Source organism: Actinomadura geliboluensis, from assembly GCF_043197915.1.
Taxonomy (GTDB): Bacteria; Actinomycetota; Actinomycetes; order Streptosporangiales; family Streptosporangiaceae; genus Spirillospora; species Spirillospora geliboluensis.
The window spans coordinates 400,705-424,840 of sequence record NZ_JBICUA010000002.1 but is presented as its reverse complement, the minus strand read 5'-3'; the positions used below and the strand labels follow the sequence as shown (position 1 = coordinate 424,840).

Below are 24,136 nucleotides of genomic sequence, written 5' to 3'. Positions count from 1 at the left end.
AAATCCACGCGGACCCCGGTAACGCCTACCAGAGTACGCGACACCGCCGCGCCCAAGAATGCACAAATCGCGGACGTAGCGCAGTCAGACGATTACGCTGCGGAGCTGTGACCGATCTGCGTACGCCGCCGGTCAGCGACGGCGATCTCTTCTCAGAACGCGCCCGTCAGTACGCCCTAGAGAAGCCCCTGCAGCGGATCCACGTCCTGGAGGCGGGCTGCGGCTGGGGCACGGGCCTGGACCTCGGCGACCACGACCACCACGTCACCGGCGTCGACATGGAGTCCCCGGAGCTGCGCGCCTACACCTGCGAGCGGCCCGACCTCGACACCTGGTACCTCGGCGACCTGCGCACCGCGCCGATGCCGCCGCGCGCCTTCGACATCGTGCACGCCTCGTACCTGATCGAGCGCGTGCCGCACGCCGAGCTGGTGCTCGACCGGTTCGTCGCCGCGCTGAAGCCCGGCGGGCTGCTGCTGGTCCACCTGCGCGACCGCAACACCGCGTTCGCGTTCCTGGACCGCACGCTCCCCCGGTGGCTGCGCACCGGCCGCCGGGGCCGACCGCGCCCGGTCCGGGCACCGCGCGCGGGACGCGGCGTCCGCGGCGGGCGGGGCCCGCGCGGCGCGCACGCCCGCGTCCCCAGCCCCGGCGACGAGCGGGTCGCCGGGCCCGAGACGGGCGCCGGCGCGCGGGCGGAGGTCCGCGCCGAGCCGGCGCCGGAGGCGCGCGTGCCGGAGGCCCGTGCCCCGGAGACCCGTGCTCCCGAGACCCGTGCCCCGGAGGCCCGTGTGCCGGAGGCGCGGTCCGCCGTGCGGCCGGTCCCGGTCGTCCGGACGAGCCCGCCGCCCGCGGTTTACGGCAAGGTCGCGTCCCGCGCGGGCATGCGCTGGTACTGCGTGATGCGCGGGCTGGTGATCTCCGAGGAGTACACGTCCCGGCAGGCCATCGACGCGCTCGGCGCGGGGACCGGCGTCGCCGAGGTGCTGTGCCGGCTGGTGTCCGCGCTCACCCGGGGCCGCCTCACCGCCGACCACAGCGAGATCACCCTGGTCATCCGCAAGCCCGAGAACCGGTTCGCGCGGGTCATCTGACCGGGCCGCCGGGCGGGGCGGGTGTGCGCGGGCCGGGGCCGGCGCAGTATTTTTCCTGCGGAAACTCCCACTGACACGGACGAGCCCGGCTCCCCGCCGCCGGGCGGGATCGGAGATCGCGGTGACCGCCGAAGCCGGCCTTCCCGACACGCTGCGCGACCTGCCCGCCTGCACCCCCGACCCGGTGGAGCTGGCCGACCTGGAACTGCTCCTCGCCGGGGCGTACCGCCCGCTGACCGGCTTCCTCGGCTCCTTCGACACCGCGATGGTGATCGCCGGCGGCCGGCTGTCGGACGGCACCCCGTGGCCGGTCCCGGTCACGCTGACCGTCCCGAAGGAGCTGACCGGGCAGGAGCGGGTCGTCCTGCAGGACCCCGAAGGCGTGCCGCTCGCCGTGCTGACGGTCGCCGAGGCGTGGCAGGACCCGACCACCCAGGCGTGGCGGCTCGCCGGTCCGCTGGAGGGCCTGCGCGCCCCCGCCCACGGCCCGTTCCACGGGCTGCGCCGCCGCCCCGACGAGCTCGACCCCGTCGAGGGCCCGCTGCTCGCCGTGGCGACGCGCGAGCCGCTGCACCGCAAGCAGCTCGGCCAGCTCCGCCAGGTCGCCGAGAGGCTCGGCGCGCAGGTGCTCGTGCTGCCGCTGCTCGGCGGCGAGCACGACGAGTCCCTCGTCCGCGCGCTGCTGGGCGTCCGCAAGGAGCTGCCGGACGGGGCCCGGATCGTCCCGGTGCCGCTGCCCGCGCGCGGCACCGGCGCCGAGCAGGAGGAGCGCGACGTCCGGCTGCGCGCGCACGTCGCCGCCGCGTACGGCGCCACCCACCTGCTCGCCGAGGCCGAGCTGGACGGCACCGCGATCCCGCTGGTCGTCCCCGAGCCGTGGGCCTACGACGCCGACGTGGAGGTGTGGCGGCCGGTCGCGCGCATCGAGCCCGACCACGTCCAGGCCGAACTGACGCGGGAGCGGCTGCACGAGCTGCTGGACGCGGGCGAGCCCGTGCCCGACTGGTTCACCCCGCCGGCCGTCGCCGCCGAGCTGGCGCTGGCCCGCCCGCCGAAGCGCTCGCGCGGGATCACGGTGTTCTTCACCGGGCTGTCGGGCTCCGGCAAGTCCACGATCGCGCGCGGCCTGTCGGACGCGCTGATCGAGCGCGGCGGCCGGACCGTCACCCTGCTGGACGGCGACGTCGTGCGGCGGATGCTGTCGGCCGGCCTGACGTTCTCCCGCGCCGACCGCGACCTCAACATCCGCCGGATCGGGTTCGTCGCGGCCGAGATCACCCGGCACGGCGGCACCGCGATCTGCGCGCCGATCGCCCCGTACGCGGCGACGCGCGCCGAGGTCCGCCGGATGGTGTCCGCGGTGGGCGACTTCATCCTGGTGCACGTCGCGACGCCGCTGGAGGAGTGCGAGCGCCGCGACCGCAAGGGCCTGTACGCCAAGGCCCGCGCGGGGCAGATCCCGGAGTTCACCGGCATCTCCGACCCCTACGAGGAGCCGGACGACGCCGACCTGACCCTCGACACCTCGCGGATGGCGCCGGACGAGGCGGTCGCGCAGGTGGTGGACCTGCTGGTGGCCGGGGGCTGGGTTCGTCCCGCATAGCGGGCCTTTGCCTCACCTATCCCATTAGTCCCGTTTGCCCCTTGCTAGCCGGGTTACCACGCCCGAGTGGCGTCCTCTACTCTGTTAGCGAGTTTTCCTACATGTCAGGTAGGTCATGCCGATGGACTTCGATTGGACGATGGCGCTGGGCTCGTTCCTGGTCGCCATCATCGTCGGGCTCACCGGGATGGGCGGCGGCGCGCTGATGACGCCGATGCTCGTCACGTTCTTCGGCGTCAGCCCGCTCGCCGCCGTGTCCAGCGACCTCGTCGCCGCCGCCGTGATGAAACCGGTGGGCAGCGCCGTCCACTACCGGCAGGGCACGATCAACATGCGGCTGGTCGGCTGGCTGTGCGCGGGCTCGGTGCCCGCCGCGTTCTCCGGCGTGCTGCTGGCGAAGGCCCTCGGCCACGGCGACTCCGTCGAGGACCTGATCAGCAAGGCCATGGGCGTCGCGCTGATGATCGCGGCGATCGGGCTCGTGCTGCGCGCCTACCTGGCCCACCGGGGGCGCGCGGGCGGCACCGGGGACGAGACCCCGGAGGTGACGGTCCGGCCCGTCCCGACCGTGCTGATCGGGATCGTCGGCGGCCTCGTCGTCGGCATCACCTCGGTCGGGTCCGGCTCGCTCATCATCGTCGCGCTGCTCGCCCTGTACCCGACGCTGAAGGCCAACCAGCTCGTCGGCACCGACCTGCTGCAGGCCGTCCCGCTGGTGTTCGCCGCCGCCATCGGCCACCTGCTGTTCGGCGACTTCCGCATGGAGGTCACCGCCGCCCTGCTCGTCGGCTCCATCCCCGGCGTCTACCTCGGCTCCAAGGTCTCCTCCCGCGCGCCGGGCGGGCTCATCCGCCGCGTGCTCGCGCTCGTCCTGGTCGCGTCCTCGCTGAAGATGTTCGGCGTCGGCGCCGTCCCCCTCGCCTGGACGATGGTCGCCCTCACCGCCGCGACGGTCGCCGCCTGGCTCGTCCTGCGCCGCCGCCCGTCCCCCGCCGCGGCCGCCGAACCGGCCGGCCTGACGCGGGCGGAGTCGCCCGCCGCCCGCTGAGCGCGACCGGTTCCGGACGCCGGTCCCCGGAGGGATGGCGCGAATCGGCGATGGGGCGGACCGGTGATCCATAGAATCGGCCCATCAGTCCTGTTCATCCCCCCGAGGAGGCCGTCCGTGCCGTCCCTGCCGGTCCGCCGCGCCGCGATCCCGATCGCGCTGGCGGCCCTACTCGCGCCACTGGGCGCCCCCGGCGCCCTCGCCGCGGCTCCGAGCGGCGTCGAACTCGAGGCCGTGGCCGAGAGCCTCACCGAGAACGGCGGGCTCTACATCGCCCCCGGCGTCCGGGACCTCAGTGACGACCAGCTCGACAAGCTGCGCGGCCCGCTGGAGCGCGCCCGCCTCCCGGTGTACATCGCGATCTTCCCGGCCGGGACGCTCCCCGAGCGGAGCACCGCCTACAACCGGCTGATCGTCGACATCTACCGGGAGGTGAAGCGCAAGGGCACCTACGCCGTCGTGGTCGGGCGGACCGTGCGCGCCTACTCGTGGAGCGTCTCGCCCGGCACGACCAGGAAGGCGTGGGCGGGGGCGAAGAAGAACGGCGGCGGCAGCCTGATCAACGAGCTCTCGCTGTTCGCGCGCGACGCCGGCACCGCGGCGCCCGGCGCGCCCGGCCCCGGGCCGGAGATCGGCGCGGAGAGCCCCGTCGCCACGCCGCCGCCCACGCCCGACGAGAAGGCGGCGACCGACCCCGGCAACGCGTCGGTGCCCATCGACGAGGACGGCGGCACGCCCGTCGGCCTGATCGCGGGCGGCGCGGCGGCCGTGCTCGTCGCGGCCGGCGGCGCGGTCTTCCTGGTCCGCCGCAAGCGGCGGCCGGCGGTCGCCCCCGCAGGCGGGCCGGCGCCCGCCGCCGGCGGACCGGGCCGCCCGCCCGGCGCCCCGCCCGCGGCCGGTCCCAGTGCCGCCGCTCAGGGGCCGCACGTCCCGCCCGCGCAGGGGCCGCAGGTCCCGCCCGCGCCGGGTGCCGCGCCCCCGAACGGCCCGCGGCCCGGCGGCCCGGCGGGAGGCGGCCCCGCGACCGGCGACGACCGCCCGCCGACCGCCTGATGGTCGCTCTCGTCGCCCTGTGCGCGGTGGGGCTGGTCCTGTCGTTCATCATCGGATACGCCTGGGCGAGCCGTCCCCCGGGCGCGCGGGCGGCGCCGGCCGTGCGGCTGCGCGCGGCCCGCGAGCAGCTCGACGGGACGCTCGGCCCGGTCGCCTCCTTCGGCGTCTTCCTCGGCGCCGGCACGTTCGTGGTGACCGTGGTGTGCCTGCCCCTCGGCGAGCTGTGCCAGCGGCTCCTCCGGGCCCACGACGTCCCGATGTTCAACCTCGCGCAGCGCACCGTGCGGTCCGGCGCCTGGACGGACGCGATGAAGGTCCTCACCCAGTCGGGGAACGTGTGGCCGACCCGGTACGCCGGGCTGGCCGGGGCGGTCACCCTCACGATCGTCGCCGTCCGGAAGGGCCGCCGCGCGTGGGTGCCGATGCTGCTGATCGGCTCGGTCATCCTGGTGGAGCGCTTCCAGCAGACGGCGCTCGGCGCGCTCGTCGACCGGGGCCACCCGCCGACGACCCTCGGGACCTACCCGTCGGGCGGGTGCGCCCGGCTGATCTCGATCTACGGCGCGATCGTGCTGATCACGCTGTCGTACCTGCGGGCGGGCCCGCGGGTGCGCGCCACCGCGTGGGGCCTGCTCGCCGCCTTCGCGTTCTGGGAGGGCTACACGCGCTGGTACCTCAGCAAGCACTGGATCACCGACGTGTACGGCGGCTGGATCTACGGCTACCTGCTGCTGGCCGTGGTCGTGTTCGCGGGCCGGTCGCTGCTCGCCGAGCCCGCGGACGGGGGCCCGTCCGCGGGCCGCGGGCGCGAGCCGGCTACGGCGGTGTCAGGCGGTTGAACTCCGGCATTTTGGCGATCTGCCGGAATGCCTGCGCGGAGGCGCCCGTGGCGTTCCACCTCGTGTCCCCCACGGGCGTCTTCGGCGACTCGAAGTACAGCAGGCCCTTCAGCCGGGGGTACTGCGGAAGCTGACGCGGGACGGACGCGAAGAAGCGCCGGCTGAAGTCGGGGTCGTTCTTGCGGTTCACGGTGCCCCACTCGGCGAGCATGAGCGGCTTCTTCGGGAACCGCGCCGACGCCCACGTGTAGAACCCGGGCCAGTTCGGATAGTCCGGACGCCTCTTGTTGACCAGGGTCGCGAAGTCGCTCACCCACTTGTCCGCGTACAGGTCGGCGGCCACCCAGTCGATCACGTCGTCGCCCGGGTAGAGGTCGTTGAACCAGGGCTGCGACCCCCAGTTCGGGACCCCCATGTAGGCCATCACGGTCACCACGTTGTCGGCGCCGCCGGCCCGCAGCCGCTTGATCACGTGCCGGACCATGTCGCGGTAGTCGCGCGCGGTGTACCCCGAGCCGGGCTGCGGCCGGACCTCCTCCTCCGGCTCATGGTGCACGGCGAGGAAGAAGCGCTGCGGATGGACGTCGCGGATGCGGCGGGCGATGTCGTCGATGTGCTCGTCGACCGCCGGGTCCCCGGCGGCGACCTGCGCCCAGGTCCGGCCCATCTCCGGCTTCCAGTTGAGGAACAGCAGCCGGCGGCGGCCGCCCTCGCGGGCCATCGCGATCTGGCGGTCGGTCGGGAAGACCTCCCCGTCCCGGTGGTACATGTGCAGGACGTCGGCGGGCCGGCGGGTCTTGTCCTCGAAGTCGGTGAGGGCCCGTTCCGTCGACTTGCTCGTGAAGACGCCCGGCGCGACGCCCCACCACCGGCCGCACTCCGGGACCAGCTTGGCGGAGACCGCGCAGCCCGGCCCTTCCTCGGAGCCCCCGCCGGCCTGGACGCCGACCACGACGCCCGTGGCCAGAACGACCGCGCCGACCCCCGCACCGAGCGCCCAGCGGCCCCTTCTCGTCATGGCCATCTGAAGAAGACCCCCCTTGCACGTAAAGGCCAGGCGCCCACCGCACTCGGGCGGGCGCCTGGCCCTCTATCACTGCCGCGCTACAGGTCACACGAGGAATCGGCTGCCTTCGTGCGGTTCCGCGGCGAACGGAGCATCAGCCGACGAAGAGGCCGCGGCCCCGCCAGTCCGCCGTGCTGACCACCGTCGGGCTCCCGCTCGGGGCGCCGTCGGTGAACTTCACCGCGTTCAGCTTGCCGTCACTGGCGACGTAGTAGAGCTTACCGTCGGAGACGAACATCCCTCGGACGTTCGACCAGCCGGAGGACGCCGCGGTGTACTCGATGGCGCCGAGGATCCCGCTCTCCGGCGTGAAGTAGCGGTAGTACAGCGCCGAGCTGCCGGACCGGGTGTAGTACATCCGGCCGTTGTCGAAGAACATCCCGAGCGTGCGGCCGCCCGTCACCGAGCTGTAGAAGTCCGACTGGCGGCCCTTCCACGCCGGCTCGTCGGCGTCCCACTGCGCGTCGGCGTAGGGGTTGACGAACTGCTCGGCGCCGACGGCCGTGCCGTTGAACGTGCGCTTGTACAGCTTGCCGTCGGCCTTGGCGTACCAGAGGACGCCGTCGATCAGCATCGTGCCGCGCACGTCCGACCAGTTCATGCCGCCGGAGACGGACTCGGTGACCTCGTTGCCGACGGTCGTGCCGTCGAGCGTGCGCGAGACGAGCTTGTTCGGCTGCACGACCGACCCGGGCGCCGCGATGTACACCTTGCCCGGCAGCTGCTTGGTGGCGTCCTCGGGCAGCGTCGCGCCGCCCGCGAACGGGAAGAAGCCGATCTTCCCGCGGAACTTGTGCGACGCGGGCGGCAGGAAGTAGTTGGTGTCGCTGCCGACCCACAGGCCCTCGGAGGTCACCAGCAGGGACCAGGCGCCGTCACCGCGCGGGTCGCGGCCCGGGTTCCAGGAGAACGGGACGCCGTTGCGCGGGTCGAGGGCGGCCAGGCCGGGGCGGGTCACCGCGCCGGCGCCGGCGCTGTCGCGGCCGGTGGGGTTGTTGGACCAGCGGGGGTGCCCGCCGGCGAACACGGCCGCGCCGGAGACCGCGACCGAGTCGATGGTGTCGCCGCCGGTCCAGTTCGTCCACGCCGGCTTCACGTTCGAGCCGGTGTCGGCGGTGTCCCAGCGGGTGACGCTGTCGCACAGCTGGGACGTGCCGTACGGGCCGCCCGTCGAGCCGACCACGACGAACTTGCCGTCCGGCGACATCGCCATGTCGCGCACGTAGCTGTCGAAGACGGTGTTGCACGAGGTGGCGAACCCGTCGGTCTTCCAGTTCGCGTCGAGCGCGTCGGAGGAGTCGCCGAGGTTCAGCCGGGCGAACTGCCGCCGCTCCTGGCCGCCGGCCGTGCGGAAGTTCCCGAGCGCGTACATCTTCGTGCCGTCGGGGGTGGCGGCGATCCGCCGGACGCGCGTGACGCCGCCGTTGTGCACGCCGGTGAACGGGACCATGCCGAACTTGGTCGACAGCCCGCCCGTGGTCGGGCTGAGGGCCGCGAGGCGGTTGCGCGTCACGCCCGCGACCGTGGTGAACTGCCCGGCGATGTAGACGCGGCCGTGCGCCTGCTCGATGTCGAAGACGGCGCCGCCCTTGATGCCCGGCGTCTTCCAGGTGCCGTCGGCGACCTCCTTGCCGGTGCCCACGTCGAGGCGGGCGAGCTTCGGCCGGGCCTTGCCGTTGACCGTGTTGAACTTGCCGCCGACGAGCACCGACTTGCCGTCGGCGCCCGGCGCGAGCGCGAGGACCTCGTCGTCGAGCTGCACCTTGAAGGCGGTGTCGAGACGCTTGGTCGTCGCGTTGATCGCGAGCAGGTTCGTCACGGGGTAGGTCGTGTCGCCCTGCTTGACCGACTTGAACTTCCCACCCACGATGATCTTGTTGCCGACCTGGGTCATCGCGTAGACGACACCGGCCCAGCCGCCCTGGTTCGGTTCGATGTTCGGGGTTCCGCCGTAGGGCGTCTCGACGGGCATCTTCCCGGTGGTTAGCGCGGCACTGGCGGCCGGGACCTGGTGGCCCTCGGCGAACTGCGGGGCGGCCACGAGGCCGATCCCAGCCAATGCCGTCACCGCAACCGCTGCATCACGGCGCAGACGCGACACTTGAGCCTCCTCGGCGGGGAATCCTAGGAAGGAATGAAGTATTGACCAATGCGCCCATCGTGTCGCGGGCCGCGCCTCTTGAGGCGAGAGTTACCCGACTGATACTCATGGGGGGAGCCTGCGGTAGCTTAGCGGCGGGCCGTACCCGCCGCCAGACCACATCCGGACGCCGCGGTGCCGCCCGAACGGCCGGCCCCGCCCGCGCACAGGTGGTACTCCGGCGATGCCCGCGTGCGCGCTGTTTGTCTGAACCGTGCGCGCGCTCGCTATATAGTGACCGCGACGCCACGCCCCCCACCACACCCGGCGACTCCGGCGGCCAGCCCCGGCGGACCGGACAGTTCGCGCGGCGGCGGGGGCGGTGACCGCGAAGGGACTGAAGTGTCGTCTAGTCCAGCACCCTCCAAAGAGTTCGTCGACTACACCGGGTTGATACGGCGGCGCTGGGGGATCGTCGTGTGCTGCGCCGCGTTCGTCCTCGCCGGCGTCGCCGCGTACACGTTCACGCTGGCCAAGACCTACACCGCCGAGGCGCAGGTCCTCGTGGCGCCCACCGGGTTCGACGACGCCGCCCCGGCCGCCTCCAAGAGCAAGACCGACGTCAACCTCGACACCGAGGCCCAGGTGGCCAAGTCGCTCGAGGTCGCCAAGGAGGCCAAGCGGCTCCTCAAGTACGAGGACTCCGAGAACCACCTGCTGTCGCACGTCACCGTCTCGGTCCCCCCGAACTCGGGCGTCCTGACGATCGCCTACACCGACGACAACCCGCGGGGCGCGGCGAACGGCGCGAACCTCTTCGCGCAGGCGTACCTCAACCAGCGCACGGCGTCCGCGCAGGCGAACCTCGCCCGCCAGATGGACGTCATCAACAAGAAGATCGAGGAACTGAGCGAGAAGAACAAGGACCTCCTCGACCGGATCCCGCGCTACAGCGGCGCCACCCGCACCTACGCGCGCAGCCAGCAGCAGATCATCAGCCGCCAGATCACCGAGCTCACCGGACGGCTGGGCTCCCTCAGCACCACCACCATCAACCCGGGCCGCATCATCAGCAACGCGGCCACGCCCTCCCAGCCGAGCGGCCCGAACGTGCCGCTCTTCCTCACCGGCGGCCTCATGGCCGGGCTGCTGGTCGGCCTCGGCATCGGCGCGGTCCGCGACCGCCTCGACACGCGGCTGCGCAGCGCGGCGGACGTCGAGCGGATGCTCGACATGCCCGTCCTGCTGGAACTGCAGCCCGGCGCCAAGGGCGAACGGCTGGGGCTGCTGCCCGCCCGAAGTCGCAACGGGCAGGAAGTGCACGAGCTGAGCCACCAGCTCAACGCCGTGCTCGGGCACGGCAACCACGTGATCCTGGTGACGAGCGCCACCGACGGGCCCGGCGCGGGCCTGTCCGCCGCGAACCTCGCCGCGGCGCTCGCCCGCACCCAGTCGCGCGTGGTGCTCGTCTGCGCCGACCTGCACTCCCAGGAGTCGGCGCGCCTGACGGAGGCCCCGGGGAGCACCGGGCTCGCCGAGGTGCTGCTCGGCGTGCGCACGCTCCGCGACGCGATGGTCCGCTCCCCCGTCCAGAAGCGGCTGTGGGTCGTCCCGCCCGGCGTCGACACCGAACTCGCCTACGAGCTGCTCCAGACGCGGCAGATGGTCCACGTCATCGACCAGCTGCGCTCCAACACCGACTACGTCGTCATCGACGCGCCGTCCACCAGCAGCAGCGCCGACGCGCAGGCCATCGCCGAGGCCGCCGACACCGCGCTGGTGGTCGTCGAGGTCCCGGGGGCCAAGCGCAAGGACGTCGAGGAGTCGGTGCGCGCGCTCGACCGGATGAGCGTCGCGGTGCTCGGCACGCTCGTCGTCCCGGCCCAGCCGCGCTCCGACAGCGCCCATCCGCGGCGGGCGGCCGGCGCCGCGCGCCCGGCGCCCGGCGCCCGGCGCGCGCGGCCCGCTCCGCCCGGCAGGCCGGGCGGCGGGGCACCCGGAGCGCCCGGGGGTCCCAAGCACGGCGGCCTGGACCTCGACGCCTTCGGGGACGGCCCTCCGGACCGCACCGTCGTCGACGTCCCCGGCGACCGCCCCGTCGCCGGCCCGCGGCGGACCGAGCAGCCCACGCTCGGCGAGGGAGAGGCCCCCGAGCACCGCGTGCCGACCAACGGCAACGAACCGGACTCGAGCAGCACGGCGGTGATCCCGCGCTTCGGCCGGCACGACGACCCCGACGAGTAGTCCGGCGCCGCTGAGATGCCGTCCCCCTCCACCTCCGCCGCACCGCGAACCGCGCCGGAGGATCCGGTCCCCCCGTCGCGGAGCGACGAGCCGCTCCCGGTCCGCCTGCGCGACCTGCCCCGCACGACATGGCCGCTGATCGCGCTGCTCGTCGGCTTCCCCGTGTGGTGGATCGTCGGCCTCGGCGTGTTCAGCTTCGTCATCTGCGCGGTGCCGATGGCGCTCATCCTGCTCAACCGCCGCCCGCTGCGGTTCCCGCCGGGCTTCGGGCTGTGGGTGCTCTTCCTGGTCTGGTACCTGGTCAGCCTCTCCATGCTGAGCAAGAACCCGCCGGGCGCGTACGGCGAGTTCGGCCTCGGGCGGATCGTCTCGGTCCTGGTGCGGCTGGTCGTCTACGCCGCGTCCGCGGTCATCGCGCTGTACGTCGGGAACCTCAGCGAGCGGGAGCTGCCGCGGCTCGCGCTGCTGCGGATGCTCGCGGCGCTGTTCATCACCACCACGCTCGGCGGGCTGCTCGGCGTGGTGTTCCCGAACTTCCACGTCACCCCGCTGTTCGGCATGCTGCTGCCCGGGCGGGTGCGCGGCGACGCGTTCGTGCAGAACATCATCAACCCGACCGCGGCGCAGATCACCTGGGTGGGCTCGGTCAAGGCGGTGCGTCCCGAAGGCCCCTTCGAATGGGCCAACACCTGGGGCAACAACTATTCGATCCTGCTGATCTGGTTCATCCTCGCCTGGTGGGTCTACGCCTCGCGCAAGCGCCGGATGCTGGGCGCGGGCATCCTCGTGCTGTCCATGGTCCCGGTGGTGTACGGGCTGAACCGCGGCCTGTGGATCGGCATCGGGATCAGCGCCGTCTACGTCCTCGTCCGGCTGGCGCTGCGGGGGCGGGTCATGGCGCTGGGCGTGGCGGCCGTCGCGCTGGTGTTCGGCGGCACCGTCTTCGCGATGTCGCCGCTGTACTCCCAGGTCCAGACCAGGCTCGACAACCCGCAGAGCAACGGCATCCGCGCCTACACGCGGGCCAAGACGATCGAGGCGACGTTCACCTCGCCCATCATCGGCTACGGCAACACGCGGTACGCGGTCGGCTCCGACAAGACGGTCGTCACCGGCAAGACCCAGGCGTGCCCGGAGTGCAAGCACCCGCCGCTCGGCTCCGACGGGCAGCTGTGGCTGCTGCTGATCTCGCAGGGCTTCGTCGGGGCGGGCCTGTACATCATGTTCTTCCTCAACGCGATCCGGCGGTACTGGCGGGACACCTCCCCGATCGCCACGGGCGGCGTGCTGACGATGCTGCTCGTGCTCTTCTACATGACCATCTACGACGGGCTCTACACCCCGATGCCGCTCTACCTGCTGTCGTTCGCGGTGATGTGGCGCAACGGCATCGACCTGAGCCCGCCGCGCGTCGAGCCGGTCGCCGTGCGCGCCCGGCGGGCCCGCGACAAGACGCTCTCCGCCGCCCGCACCCGGCGGCTGCTGGAGACGAAGACGCGCCGGGCCGCGCTGGCCACGCGGACGAACGGCACGCCCATCAGGATCGGAGAGGGACAACGTGAGCGACACGGCGGACCGGCTGACGGCCCTGCGTGAGACGACCCGGCTGCTGTGGCCCGAACCCGCGCGCGTCACCGACGGCCGCGGCGACCGGCTCCTCGCACCCGACGCCCGCCGGCCCCGGATCCTGCTTCCCGCCGACCGCGCGGCCGCCGTCGGGGCGCTGCGCGCCTACGGCCGGGTGGAGTCGCGGGCGGCGCGGCTGGTGACGGCCGGGCTGATCTGGTCGCTGCGCGGCGGGCTCGGACGGGCGGTGCTGCGCCGCGGCGTGCGGGTGGACGTCCCCGCGGGGGCCGAGACCGTGGAGACGTACCTGAGCGAGGCCCTGGGCCGTCCGGTGTGCGCCGCCCTGTACGCGCGGCCCGCCGGACGCGCCAACGACAAGCCGGTCTTGCAGGCCCTCTCCCCCGGATCGGCCGGGCCCCCGGTCGCGTTCGTCAAGGTGGGCGTGAACGAGCTGACCGGGCGGCTCGTCAAGGCCGAGGCGGCGGCGCTGGCGCAACTGCCGCGCGCTGCGGGCGGCGTGGTCCGTGCGCCGGAGGTGCTGCACTCGGGGTCGTGGCGGGGGCTGGACATCCTGGCGCTGACGCCGCTGCCGACCTGGGAGCAGGGCCGCCCGATCACCGCCGAACTGCTGGCCGCCGCGCTGCGCGAGATCGCCGAAGCGGCCGGGACGCGGCGCATCCGCCTGGCGTCCTCCCCCTACTGGACGGCGCTCAACGACCGCGTCGCCGCCCTGCCGGGCGAACCGGCCGGCCGGCTGCGCGCGGCGCTCGCGGCGATCGGCGAGCGCCACGGGGACGCCGAGCTCGTCTTCGGTTCCTGGCACGGCGACTTCACGCCGTGGAACACCGGCGGCTCGGACGGCGGCCTCCTGGTGTGGGACTGGGAGAGGTTCACCACCGGCGTCCCCGTGGGCTTCGACGCGCTGCACCACCGCCTCCAGCGCGCCGTCTCCGACCCGGCGGCCGACCCGGCGCGGGCGGCGGCCGACTGCGTGCGCGACGCGGCCGGCGCCCTGGCCCCGTTCACCGCCGCGCCCGCGCTCGCCGAACCCGCGCACGCCGCGCTCGTCGCGCGGCTGTACCTCGCCGAACTCGCCGCGCGCTATCTCGCCGACCGGCAGGCCGAGGCGGGCGCCCGCCTCGGCGACGTCGGCGCGTGGCTCCTCCCCGCCCTCGCCGAGGGCGTGCACGAAACGAAGGAAGCGAATGGCTGACAAGCACCAGGCGGCGCGTCCCCCCGGGCACAAGCGGCTGGCCCAGGCCGCCGCCGTCACCGCGGGCAAGGCCACCCACCGCGCCCGCATGCTGCCCGGATTCCTCATCGTCGGCGGGCAGCGCTGCGGCACGACGTCGATGTACCGGACGCTCAGCCAGCACCCGGCGCTGCTCAAGGCCCTGTGGCACAAGGGCGTCCACTACTTCGACACCGGCTACGACAAGGGCCTCGCCTGGTACCAGGGGCACTTCCCGCTGCGCACGACGGCCGCGCGGGTCGAGCACCGGCACGGGGTGAAGCCGCTGGCGTTCGAGTCGTCGCCGTACTACGGGTTCCACCCGCTGGCGGGCGAGCGGATCGCCGCCGACCTGCCGGACGTCAAGCTGCTGATGCTCGTGCGCGACCCGGTGGAGCGGGCCTACTCGGCGCACTCCCACGAGCTGGGGCGCGGGTTCGAGACCGAGCCCTTCGAGCGGGCGATCGAGCTGGAGGAGGAGCGGCTGGCGGGCGAGGCCGAGCGGCTCGCGGCCGACCCGGCCGCGACCAGCCACGCCTACCAGCACAACGCCTACCTCGCGCGGAGCCGCTACATCGAGCAGATCGAGCGGCTGGAGGGGCTGGTCGGCCGCGACCGCCTCCTGGTCGTGGACAGCCACGAGTTCTTCACCGAGCCGGAGACCGTGTACAAGGGCGTCCTGGACTTCCTCGGCGTCCCGCCGCTCGGCTCCCCGGTGTTCGAGCGGCACAACGCGCGCAGCCGCTCGCCGCTGCCGGACGAGCTCCACGCGCGGCTCGGCGAGTACTTCCGCCCGTACGACGAGCGGCTGGCGGAGTGGCTCGGCCGCACCCCGTCCTGGCGCCGATGAGCGCGCCCGCGACCGGCGCGGCCGACCCCGCCGCGACCGGCGGCGCGGCGGACGGCGCGGCGGACGGCGCGGGCCCGGGCTCGAAGGGCTCCGACGTCGGCTCCCTCGCCCGCGGCGGCGCCCTGAACATCGTGGGCGCCGTGGTCTCGGCGGTGGCCCAGCTCGTCGTCGTCGCCGTCATCACCAACGCGTTCTCCCAGGACGAGGCGGGCGTCTTCTTCGCCGCGACGTCGGCGTTCCTGCTGTTCGGCGCGGTCGCCGAGCTCGGCACCCAGACGAGCCTGGTGTACTTCATCGCCCGGTTCCGCTCGCGCGGCCGCACCGAGCGGATCGGTCCGCTCGTCCGGCTGGCGCTGCGGCCGATGGTGCTGTGCTCCGCGGTCCTCGGCGCCGTGCTGTTCGCGGCGGCGCCGTGGGTGGCCGAGGTGATGGTGCACGGCGACCCGGGGGACGGCGCGACCTACCTGCGGGTGCTGGCGGTGTTCCTGCCGGTGATGAACCTGTCGGCGGGGGCGCTGGCCGCGACCCAGGGGTTCCGGCGGATGCGGCCGTCGGTGCTGGTGGAGAACATCGGCCGCCCGCTGGTGCAGCTCGCCGCGGTCGGCGCGGTGGCGGTCGCCGGAGCGTCCGGGCTCATCGCCGTCGCGTGGGTCGGGCCGTACCTGCCCGCCGCCGTGCTGGCCGTGCTCGCGATGCTCGGGCTGGTCCGGCGCACGGCGCCGGACGCCGGCACCGCCCCGGACGTCCCGCCCGACCTCGGCCGCCGGTTCTGGCGCTACTCGCTGCCGCGCGGGCTCGCGGGCATCACCCAGATCCTGCTGCAGCGCATGGACATCCTGCTGGTCGCGGCGATGCTCGGCGCGCGGGACGCGGCGATCTACACCGCGGCGTCCCGGCTGCGCGTCGTCGGGCAGCTCGCCAACCGGGCCATCTCGCAGGCGGTCCAGCCGCAGCTGTCGGAGGTGCTCGCGCACGACGACCGGCGCTCGGCCAACACCCTCTACCAGACCGCCACGAGCTGGCTGATGCTGGCGAACTGGCCGCTGTTCCTGCTCTCGGCGCTGTTCGCCGAGCAGCTGCTGCGGATGTTCGGGAGCGGCTACCACACCGGCGCCTCGGTGATCGTGGTGCTGGCGGCCGCGATGCTGGTCAGCGCGGGGACGGGCATGGTCGAGGTCGTCCTGATGATGGCGGGCAAGACCACCTGGAACCTCGTGAACATCGTGCTGGCGCTCGGTGTGAACGTCTGCGTCAGCGTCCTGCTCATCCCGCACATCGGAATCGTCGGGGCGGCGCTCGGCGGGGCCGCCGCGCTGCTGACCCGCAACGTCATCCCGCTGCTGCAGCTGCGCCTGAAGCTGGGCCTGCACCCGTTCGGCCGGGGCTCGCTCGCGGCCGCGGCGCTGACCGGCGTCTGCTTCGGCGCGGTACCGCTCGCGGTGCGGCTGGCGGCGGGCGACGGGCTGCCGCAGCTCACCGCCGCGGCGGCGGTCGGCACCGTCGGGTACGTCGCGGGCTGCTACCTGCTGCGCCGCCCGCTGAACCTGGACGAGGCCGCGCGCTCCATCCTGCGCCGCGGTCGATCGCGCCGCTGACCGGCGGGGGCGCGCCGGCTCGGCGCGCCCCCGGCCGCGGTTCAGCGGCGGTACCGGTCCAGCGCGCAGCCGGTGAGGAACCGCGCCGCGAACGGCAGGTCGTGCAGGATGTACCGGCTGAACAGGCGGCGGGGCTCGCCCGCCAGCCGGTGCAGCCACTCCAGACCGGCGCGCTGCATCCAGCCCGGGGCCCGTTCGAGCTCGCCGGCCGCGAACGGGATCGCCGCGCCGCATCCGACGAACCACGCGCCGGGCAGCGCGGGCCGCAGCGCGGTGATGAGCCGGTCCTGACGGGGGAACCCGAGGCCGACGAACACCAGGTCGGGCTTGAGCGCCGCGAGGTCCGCGGCGATCCGGTCGACCTCGCGCTCGTCCCGGTCGAAGCCCATCGGCGGCGCGGACGCCCCCGCGACGCGCAGCCCCGGGTACCGCTCGGCGAGAACGGCGCCGGCGCGTTCGGGGACGCCGGGCGCGCCCCCGCCGAGCAGGTAGACCGACCGGCCGTCGCGCGCCATCGCCTCGCTCAGCGTCCAGATGAGGGACGCCCCGGTGACGCGGGCGGGCAGCGGGCGGCGGGCGAGCCGCGCGCCCCACAGGATCGGCGTGCCGTCGGCGACGACGAGGTCGGCGCCGGTGACCAGCGACCGCGCCTCCCCGTCCCGCCGCGCCAGCCGCATGATGTCGATGTTCGGCGTCACCAGGTGGCCGCCCGCGCCGCGCGCCACGTCGGCGGCGACGCGCTCGACCACCTGCGCCTCGGTGAGCGCGTCGAACGGGACGCCGCGCAGCACCACGCGCGCCGCGCCGCCCGCCGCGCCACCCGCCGCGCCACCCGCCGCCGCGTGGCCCGTCATATGCCGTGCCCGCGCGAGTGCAGGGTCCGCAGCACCCGCTCGTCGGAGACGAGCCCGGTGGCGACCGCCAGCGCGAACGGCACGCGCCGCTCCCGCCAGTTGGCGCGCAGCGCCCGCCGCGACCAGCTCAGCGCCTCCCGCCGGCGGCCCAGCCCCGCGTTCCAGAACGCGATCTGGCCGTAGACGCGGGCGGAGCCGACCGGGTCCGCGGCCAGTTCCGGATGGTGCCGCAGCATCCAGCGCAGCCCCTCGATCTTGGTGGCGTACTCGCCGGCGAACAGCGACGTCCGCCCCCACAGCACCTTCACCAGCGGGCGGTCGACGTTCACGATCGGGTGCCGCCGGGCGGCGCGCAGCGCGAAGTCCCAGTCCTCGTTCTGGCCGGCCGGGATGGTCTCGTCCACCAGCCCGATCCCGTCCGGCTCGGTCAGCGCCGCGCGGCGCGCCAGGTACGTGGACGAGTGGACCATCACCATCCGGGACCGCACGAGGTCGGCGTGCGTCACCTCCGCGGCGCCCGCGAGGCGCGCGTTGCCGCCGCCGCGGAACTCCACGAGGATGCCGCAGCTCGCCAGCACCGCGTCCGGACGGGCGGCGAGCGCGGCCGTCTGCGCGGTCAGCTTCTCCGGCAGCCACTGGTCGTCGTCGTCGCAGAACGCCACCAGCTCGGTGTCGAGCGCGAGGATGCCGGTGTTGCGCGCCCCCGCCAGGCCCGGCGTGCGGTCGTTGGCGAGGACGGTGACGCGGCCGTCCGCGCCGGGCACGTCCGCGAGCGACGGGTCGGGCTCGGCCCGGTCGAACACGACCGCGATCCGCAGCTCGCCCGGGTAGTCCTGGGCCAGGACGGCGTCCAGCGCCGCGCGCAGCAGCTCCGGACGGTTGTGCGTGGGGATCACCACGCCGACGGACGGATGCCCGTCGCGCTCCGACGTCATGCGTCGCCTCCGAGGTAGCTGTAGTGGCGCAGTAGCGGCAGGGTCATCGCGGTGACCCTGCGCTGGTCGGCGGCCGGCAGCGCGGTCCGCCACCGGTCGTCGGACCGGATCTCGATCTGCCCGGTGCGGAAGCGCATCGGGTTGCCCGACGCCGTGTGGTTGGCGGTCAGCTCCGCGCGCCCGTCGCCGACGAAGGCGAGGGCGTCGGCGCCGGCGGGGAGCCCCGCGAACCGGGCGATGTCGCGCAGCCGCGCGCGCGGCTCGGCGACGAAGTCCTCGTAGCGCATCCGCCGCACCCGCACGCCGCGCCGGGCGAGGAGCTGGAAGGCGCCGTTCTCGGCGTTCCAGTGGACGGCGGTGCGGGGCGGCGACCACTGCGTCATGTACTCGTCGCCGCCGGCGTCGGCCTCCGGGCGCCGCACCTGGCGCGTCCACGAGTAGGCCACGCCGCGGCTGTCCCGGACGACGTGCAGCACGCGCAGGTCGACGCGGCCGGCGCGGGCCGCCCAGCGCAGGCAGAACGCCAGCGACGCCTGCTTGCTGGAGTCGATCAGCACCGCCGCGCCGGACTCGGCGGCCACGGCGCGGTACAGCCGCAGGTAGTGGTCGACGTACTCGGCCACGAGCGGCGACCGGTCGGCCGGGAGCCGGTCGCGGGCGAGCATCGGGATGTGGCGGGTGCGGTCCACCTCGGCGCGCAGCTCGGCGAACCGGTCGAGGTCGACCGCGTCCCAGCCGCCGAACGCGGCCTCCCCGACGCGCCGCCAGAACGGGCACTCGCCGAACGGGACGCCGCAGCCGCAGCGCTCCCCCGCGTGGGCGCCGCGCTCCCACAGGTGGACGACCTCGCCGAGCGCCATCGCACCGGGCAGCTCGCCGAGCAGGCGCTCGACCAGCGTGGTGCCGCTGCGGCCGAGGCCCCCGAGGAACAGGACGCGGGGCCGCTCCGCCCCGGCGGCCGGCCCGGGGGCGGGCTCAGCGGACACGTCCGCACTCCGGTGGGGGGACACGCGTCATTCGGTTCGACCTCGCGGGCGTTCGGGGGGTGGGTGTTCGGGAGCCCATTGTCCCGCACCGCGGCGGGCGGTGCGGGCGGGTCCGAACTACTTCGCCCCGATGATCATGCCGGCCGCGACCGTGTTGTTGGTGGCCTCGTCGATCAGGATGAAGCCGCCGGTGAGGCGGTTGCGGCTGTAGTCGTCCACGAACAGCGGCTGCGTGACGCGCAGCGACACCCGGCCGATCTCGTTCAGGCCGAGCGCGGCCGCCTCCTCGTCGCGGTGCAGGGTGTTGACGTCCAGCCGGTAGTGCAGGTCCTTCACCATGGTCTTCGCGGTGCGGGTCGTGTGCTTGATGACCAGCTTGGAGCGCGGCGTGAGGGTGCGGTCCGGGGTCATCCAGCAGACCATCGCGTCGATGTCCTGCGCGACCTCCGGCCGGTTGTTCGGCCGCGCGATCATGTCGCCGCGGGAGATGTCGATCTCGTCGGCGAGGCGCAGCGTCACCGACATCGGCGCGAACGCCTGCTCCACCGGGCCGCGCGGCCCGTCGATGCGGGTGATCGTCGTGGTCAGCCCGGACGGCAGGTGCACGACCTCGTCGCCCGGCTTCAGCACGCCGCCCGCGACCTGGCCCGCGTAGCCGCGGTAGTCGTGCAGGTCCGGGTCCGTGGAGGCGTGCGGCCGGATCACGTACTGCACCGGGAACCGCACGTCGATCAGGTTGCGGTCGGAGGCGATGTGCACGTGCTCCAGGTGGTGCAGCAGCGACGACCCCTCGTACCAGGGCATGTTGCCGCTGCGCTCGACGACGTTGTCGCCGTGCAGCGCCGAGATCGGCACGAACGTCAGGTCGGTCACGTCCAGCTTGGACGCGAACGCGGTGAACTCGTCCACGATGCGCTCGTACACGCCGCGGTCGTAGTCGACGAGGTCCATCTTGTTGACCGCCACGACCAGGTGCGGAACCTGCAGCAGCGTCGTCAGGAACGCGTGCCGGCGCGACTGCTCCAGGATGCCCTTGCGGGCGTCCACCAGGATGATCGCGAGGTCGGCGGTCGACGCGCCCGTCACCATGTTCCGGGTGTACTGGATGTGCCCCGGCGTGTCCGCGATGATGAACTTGCGGCGCGGCGTCGCGAAGTAGCGGTACGCCACGTCGATCGTGATGCCCTGCTCCCGCTCGGCGCGCAGGCCGTCGGTCAGCAGCGCGAGGTTGGTGTACTCCTCGCCCCGCTCGGTGCTCGTGCGCTCCACCGACTCCAGCTGGTCCTCGAAGATCGACTTGGAGTCGAACAGCAGCCGCCCGATCAGCGTCGACTTGCCGTCGTCGACGCTGCCGGCGGTGGCGAACCGCAGCAGGTCCATCGGCTTGCCCGCGGGCTCCTCGTTGCCGGCCATCAGAAGTAGCCCTCCTTCTTGCGGTCCTCCATCGCGGCCTCACTGGTCCGGTCGTCGGCGCGGGTCTGGCCGCGCTCGGTGATCCGGGTCGCCGCGATCTCCTCGATCACCTCGTCCAGCGTCGCCGCCGACGACTTCACCGCGCCCGTGCAGGACGCGTCGCCGACCGTCCGGTACCGGACCGTCGCCTCGAACTCCGGCTCGTCGTCGCCGCGGTTCGCGAAGCCCGTCTCGGCGTCCAGCAGCAGCCCGTCGCGCTCGAACACGCGCCGGGTGTGCGCGAAGTAGATCGAGGGGAGGGCGATCTCCTCCCGGCGGACGTAGTCCCAGATGTCGAGCTCCGTCCAGTTCGACAGCGGGAACACCCGGACGTGCTCGCCCTGCTCGATCCTGGCGTTGAACAGGTTCCACAGCTCCGGGCGCTGGTTCTTCGGGTCCCACTGGCCGAACTCGTCGCGGAACGACACCACCCGCTCCTTGGCGCGGGCCTTCTCCTCGTCGCGCCGCGCCCCGCCGAACGCCGCGTCGAACCGGTGCTCCTCGATCGCGTCCAGCAGCGGCACGATCTGCAACCGGTTCCGGGACGCCCGGCGCCCCTTCTGCTCGGCCACCCGGCCGCTGTCGATCGCGTCCTGCACCGACGCCACCACCAGCCGCACGCCGAGCTCGGCCACCCGCCGGTCGCGGAACTCGATCACCTCGGGGAAGTTGTGCCCGGTGTCGACGTGCATCACCGGGAACGGGATCGGCGCCGGCCAGAACGCCTTCTCGGCCAGGCGCAGCATCACCAGGCTGTCCTTGCCGCCCGAGAACAGCAGCACGGGCCGCTCGAACTCGGCCGCCACCTCCCGGAAGATGTGGATCGACTCGGCTTCAAGGACGTCCAACTGGGACAGCAGGTAATCGGAACGCTGCATGGTCTAGGGCTCTCTCCACGCTGATCTGGCAGATGCAACCGGTCGCGGCGGCGGGACGGGACGTCCCGCCGGGTCGAACGCCGGCCCGCGGCGGATCAGTCCCGCCGGGCCGGACGAGCTCGGCGGGCGTCAGCCCGGCCCGGCACCGGCGGCCGCCGCGATGCCGCTCAGCAGCATCGACGCCGACGCGGGGTGGCACACCAGGATATCCGGCAGCCGGGGATCCTCCCGGTTGTACTCCAGCGGCGAGCCGTCGACCCGGGACGCGTGCGCGCCCGCGCCGAGCGCCACCGCCGCCGGCGCCGCCGAATCCCACTCGTACTGGCCGCCCGCGTGCACGTACGCGTCGACCTCGCCGAGCAGCACCGCGGAGATCTTCGCCCCCGCCGAACCGATCGGCACCAGCTCCACGTTCACGTCGATCCGCTCGGCCAGCTGCCGCACGAACTCCGGCGGGCGCGTGCGGCTCACCGCGATGCGGAGCTTGCCCGCGTCCGGCGCCGGGACGTGCAGCGGCACCTCGCGCGGCTGCGCCCGCACCGGACCGGCCGTCACCGGGTCGGGGGCGCCCGCGTCCGTCCGGACGAGCGCGGCACCGCCCGTCGCGTCCGTGCGCAGCGTCAGGCCCTGCGCCGGCAGCGCCACCGCGCCGGCGGCCAGCCGGCCGCGGCCCGCGGCGTCCCGCTCCCACAGCGCCACGTGGACCGCCCAGTCGCGGCGGCCCTCCTCGGAGAACTCCCGGGTGCCGTCCAGCGGGTCGACGATCCACACCCGCGCGGCGGTGCGCCGCTCGTCGGCCGAGGTGTTGCGGGTCGGGGCGCGGTCATCGCCCTTCGACCGCTTCCCCGCGACGGAGGACCGCCCCTCCTCGGAAAGGACGGCGTCGCCGGGACAGCGCTCGGCCAGCGCCGCCATGAGGTACTCGTGCGCCCGCAGGTCGCCGGTGTCCTTCAGGACCCGCGCGTCCGCGAAACCGACCTCGTCACGCACGCCGAGCAGCAGCCGCCCCGCCGCGCCGGCGAGCTCCGCGGCCAGCGCGTGGTCGTCCACATCCGTCATCCGCTGATCACATTCCCGACTCGCACGGTCTGTTCGGTCTACTTTCTCATGCCTACCCGACCCGCCTCGATGCCCGGTCCCGGTCAGCGGGGTCAGCCGGTTCCGGTCAGCGGGTCAGTAGGCGCCGGAGCCCCGGAACACCGCGTTCCAGGTCTTCCACATGATCTGCAGATCGAGCGCCAGCGACCAGTTGTCGACGTAGCGCAGGTCGAGCCGGACCGACTCCTCCCACGTCAGGTCGGAGCGGCCGCTCACCTGCCACAGGCCCGTCAGCCCCGGCTTCACCACCAGCCGCCGGTACACGTCGCCGCCGTACTGGGCGACCTCCTCCGGCAGTGGCGGACGCGGCCCCACCAGCGACATCTCGCCGCGCAGCACGTTGAACAGCTGCGGCAGCTCGTCCAGCGAGTAGCGGCGCAGCCAGCGCCCCACCCGGGTGATCCGCGGATCCTCCCGCATCTTGAACAGGACCCCGTCGTTCTCGTTGGCGGGCAGCAGCTCCACCCGCCGCGCCTCCGCGTCCTGCACCATCGTGCGGAACTTCAGCACGGTGAACTCACGGCCGCCGCGCCCGACCCGCGTCTGCCGGAACAGCACCGGGCCGCGGTCCCCGTCGAACTTGATCAGCAGCGCGACCAGCGCCAGCAGCGGGCTCAGCACCACGATCCCGCTGAGCGCCGCGACCCGGTCGAACAGGCCCTTGAAGAGCTTGCGGCCGCCGTCCAGCTCCGGGTGCTCCACGTGCAGCAGCGGCAGCCCCGACACCGGGCGGATCGAGATCCGCGGGCCGGTGACGTCCATCAGCGCCGGCGCCACCACCAGCTCGATGTCGTCGCGCTCGATCTGCCACGCCAGCCGGCGCAGCGCCACCCCGTCCATCTCCGGGCAGGCCAGCACCGCCACCGAGTCGGCGCCGATCCGCTCGGCGGCCGCCGCCGCCTGCGAGAAGTCGCCCAGCACCGGGACGTCCTCGACCTCGGCGACCGCGTCGTCACCGGACGCCAGCGCCGGCGGGAGGCACACGCCCACGATGTCCATGCCGTGGTAGCGCTTCGTGCGCAGCAGCCGGATCAGGTCGGACACCGACGTCCGGTGCCCCACCGCGACCACGCGCCGCATGCACTCGCCGTTCCAGCGCTTCTTGTGCAGCCACTTGCGCAGCCGGTAGCGCGCCACGAGCGCCAGGAACGTCCCGAGGGGCAGCGCCATCACCACGTAGCCGCGCGCCACCTCGGTCTTCGTCGCGTACGCGACGATCGCCACCGACGCCGTCAGGACGAACCCGGCCCGCAGGACCCGGTGGAACTCCTCGTAGCCGACGCCGATGTACCGCGGCTGGTAGGCCCGGCACAGGACCAGGATCGGGATCCACAGCAGCGGAAGCACGACGGTCAGCGCCACGTACGGCGCGTTCGGCTCCGTCGGCGCTCCCGGGAACCGCAGCACGAACGCGATGACGCCGGCCATCAGCATGCTGAGGAAGTCGAGGCACCGGGCGACCCGGCGGTACGACCCGCTCCAGTTCTGCGACTGCGCAGATCTCTGCTCATGGCGGATCGATGACTCGGCCTGGACCTTGTCAACGACGGCCATAAACCACTCACCAATCTCCTGTAACGCGCGCCCCCATCAGCGCGGTTCACCTCGAAGACGGCCGAACACCGCATCAGGTTCACATGCAACGCGAACCTCGTGCGAGCAGC

At 73.7% G+C, this 24,136-nt stretch carries 19 protein-coding genes; 10 read left to right on the top strand and 9 right to left on the bottom strand.

What is annotated here, in order from left to right; all coding sequences use genetic code 11:
• The first annotated feature begins 107 nt into the window (after window positions 1-107).
• The 5 genes from ACGFI1_RS07515 to ACGFI1_RS07495 all read left to right on the top strand — a co-directional run bounded on the left by ACGFI1_RS07515 (window position 108) and on the right by ACGFI1_RS07495 (window position 5,637).
• Window positions 108-1,094, top strand: a complete 987-nt coding sequence (locus tag ACGFI1_RS07515; protein ID WP_392783970.1) for a class I SAM-dependent methyltransferase — start codon at window positions 108-110, stop codon at window positions 1,092-1,094.
• A 121-nt stretch (window positions 1,095-1,215) separates the two neighbouring features.
• Entirely contained in the window at window positions 1,216-2,697 is a 1,482-nt protein-coding gene (gene cysC / locus ACGFI1_RS07510) for an adenylyl-sulfate kinase (RefSeq protein WP_301178269.1), read from the top strand.
• 121 nt (window positions 2,698-2,818) lie between these two features.
• Window positions 2,819-3,745: a sulfite exporter TauE/SafE family protein gene (locus ACGFI1_RS07505; protein WP_392783968.1), complete on the top strand. Its 927-nt coding sequence runs from the start codon at window positions 2,819-2,821 to the stop codon at window positions 3,743-3,745.
• 117 nt (window positions 3,746-3,862) lie between these two features.
• Window positions 3,863-4,798 (top strand): hypothetical protein, encoded by a 936-nt coding sequence (locus ACGFI1_RS07500; protein ID WP_392783966.1) that lies wholly within the window; start codon window positions 3,863-3,865, stop codon window positions 4,796-4,798.
• On the top strand, window positions 4,798-5,637 hold the full coding sequence (locus ACGFI1_RS07495; RefSeq protein ID WP_392783964.1) for a phosphatase PAP2 family protein: 840 nt from the start codon (window positions 4,798-4,800) through the stop codon (window positions 5,635-5,637). The genes ACGFI1_RS07500 and ACGFI1_RS07495 overlap by 1 nt, the downstream gene beginning before the upstream one ends.
• Here ACGFI1_RS07495 and ACGFI1_RS07490 read toward each other — a convergent pair.
• Window positions 5,615-6,655, bottom strand: a complete 1,041-nt coding sequence (locus ACGFI1_RS07490) for a hypothetical protein (protein ID WP_138634105.1) — start codon at window positions 6,653-6,655, stop codon at window positions 5,615-5,617. The two genes, ACGFI1_RS07495 and ACGFI1_RS07490, sit on opposite strands and share 23 nt — an antisense overlap.
• Window positions 6,656-6,797: 142 nt before the next feature.
• On the bottom strand, window positions 6,798-8,771 hold the full coding sequence (locus ACGFI1_RS07485) for a hypothetical protein (protein ID WP_392783963.1): 1,974 nt from the start codon (window positions 8,769-8,771) through the stop codon (window positions 6,798-6,800).
• Window positions 8,772-9,185: 414 nt separating this feature from the next.
• Between ACGFI1_RS07485 and ACGFI1_RS07480 the strand changes: the two genes are divergently transcribed.
• The 5 genes from ACGFI1_RS07480 to ACGFI1_RS07460 are packed head-to-tail and all read left to right on the top strand — an operon-like array spanning window position 9,186 to window position 16,269.
• Window positions 9,186-11,027 carry an AAA family ATPase gene (locus ACGFI1_RS07480; protein WP_392783961.1) on the top strand — a complete coding sequence of 614 codons (1,842 nt, stop codon included), beginning with the start codon at window positions 9,186-9,188 and terminating at the stop codon, window positions 11,025-11,027.
• 15 nt (window positions 11,028-11,042) lie between these two features.
• Window positions 11,043-12,623: an O-antigen ligase family protein gene (locus ACGFI1_RS07475; RefSeq protein ID WP_386872768.1), complete on the top strand. Its 1,581-nt coding sequence runs from the start codon at window positions 11,043-11,045 to the stop codon at window positions 12,621-12,623.
• Entirely contained in the window at window positions 12,586-13,806 is a 1,221-nt protein-coding gene (locus ACGFI1_RS07470; RefSeq protein WP_392783958.1) for a hypothetical protein, read from the top strand. The genes ACGFI1_RS07475 and ACGFI1_RS07470 overlap by 38 nt, the downstream gene beginning before the upstream one ends.
• Window positions 13,799-14,674, top strand: coding sequence for a sulfotransferase family protein (locus ACGFI1_RS07465; protein ID WP_301177670.1), 876 nt, complete (start codon window positions 13,799-13,801; stop codon window positions 14,672-14,674). The genes ACGFI1_RS07470 and ACGFI1_RS07465 overlap by 8 nt, the downstream gene beginning before the upstream one ends.
• Entirely contained in the window at window positions 14,671-16,269 is a 1,599-nt protein-coding gene (locus tag ACGFI1_RS07460; RefSeq protein WP_392783956.1) for an oligosaccharide flippase family protein, read from the top strand. The genes ACGFI1_RS07465 and ACGFI1_RS07460 overlap by 4 nt, the downstream gene beginning before the upstream one ends.
• A gap of 41 nt (window positions 16,270-16,310) precedes the next feature.
• Here ACGFI1_RS07460 and ACGFI1_RS07455 read toward each other — a convergent pair whose 3' ends face one another.
• The 7 genes from ACGFI1_RS07455 to ACGFI1_RS07425 all read right to left on the bottom strand — a co-directional run bounded on the left by ACGFI1_RS07455 (window position 16,311) and on the right by ACGFI1_RS07425 (window position 24,026).
• Window positions 16,311-17,123 (bottom strand): WecB/TagA/CpsF family glycosyltransferase, encoded by an 813-nt coding sequence (locus ACGFI1_RS07455; RefSeq protein ID WP_392783954.1) that lies wholly within the window; start codon window positions 17,121-17,123, stop codon window positions 16,311-16,313.
• Window positions 17,120-18,058: a glycosyltransferase family 2 protein gene (locus ACGFI1_RS07450; protein ID WP_386872776.1), complete on the bottom strand. Its 939-nt coding sequence runs from the start codon at window positions 18,056-18,058 to the stop codon at window positions 17,120-17,122. Before ACGFI1_RS07450 ends, ACGFI1_RS07455 begins: the two co-directional genes overlap by 4 nt.
• A complete protein-coding gene (locus ACGFI1_RS07445; RefSeq protein ID WP_386872778.1) occupies window positions 18,055-19,044 on the bottom strand; it encodes a sulfotransferase in 990 nt (329 codons plus the stop codon). Before ACGFI1_RS07445 ends, ACGFI1_RS07450 begins: the two co-directional genes overlap by 4 nt.
• Before the next feature lie 117 nt (window positions 19,045-19,161).
• Window positions 19,162-20,424: a sulfate adenylyltransferase subunit 1 gene (locus ACGFI1_RS07440; RefSeq protein ID WP_138634158.1), complete on the bottom strand. Its 1,263-nt coding sequence runs from the start codon at window positions 20,422-20,424 to the stop codon at window positions 19,162-19,164.
• Between the two features lie 32 nt (window positions 20,425-20,456).
• On the bottom strand, window positions 20,457-21,374 hold the full coding sequence (cysD, locus tag ACGFI1_RS07435; RefSeq protein ID WP_138634128.1) for a sulfate adenylyltransferase subunit CysD: 918 nt from the start codon (window positions 21,372-21,374) through the stop codon (window positions 20,457-20,459).
• 129 nt (window positions 21,375-21,503) lie between these two features.
• Window positions 21,504-22,433: an inositol monophosphatase family protein gene (locus tag ACGFI1_RS07430; RefSeq protein WP_301177666.1), complete on the bottom strand. Its 930-nt coding sequence runs from the start codon at window positions 22,431-22,433 to the stop codon at window positions 21,504-21,506.
• A gap of 114 nt (window positions 22,434-22,547) precedes the next feature.
• Window positions 22,548-24,026 (bottom strand): sugar transferase, encoded by a 1,479-nt coding sequence (locus ACGFI1_RS07425; RefSeq protein ID WP_364552430.1) that lies wholly within the window; start codon window positions 24,024-24,026, stop codon window positions 22,548-22,550.
• Window positions 24,027-24,136 lie beyond the last annotated feature (110 nt).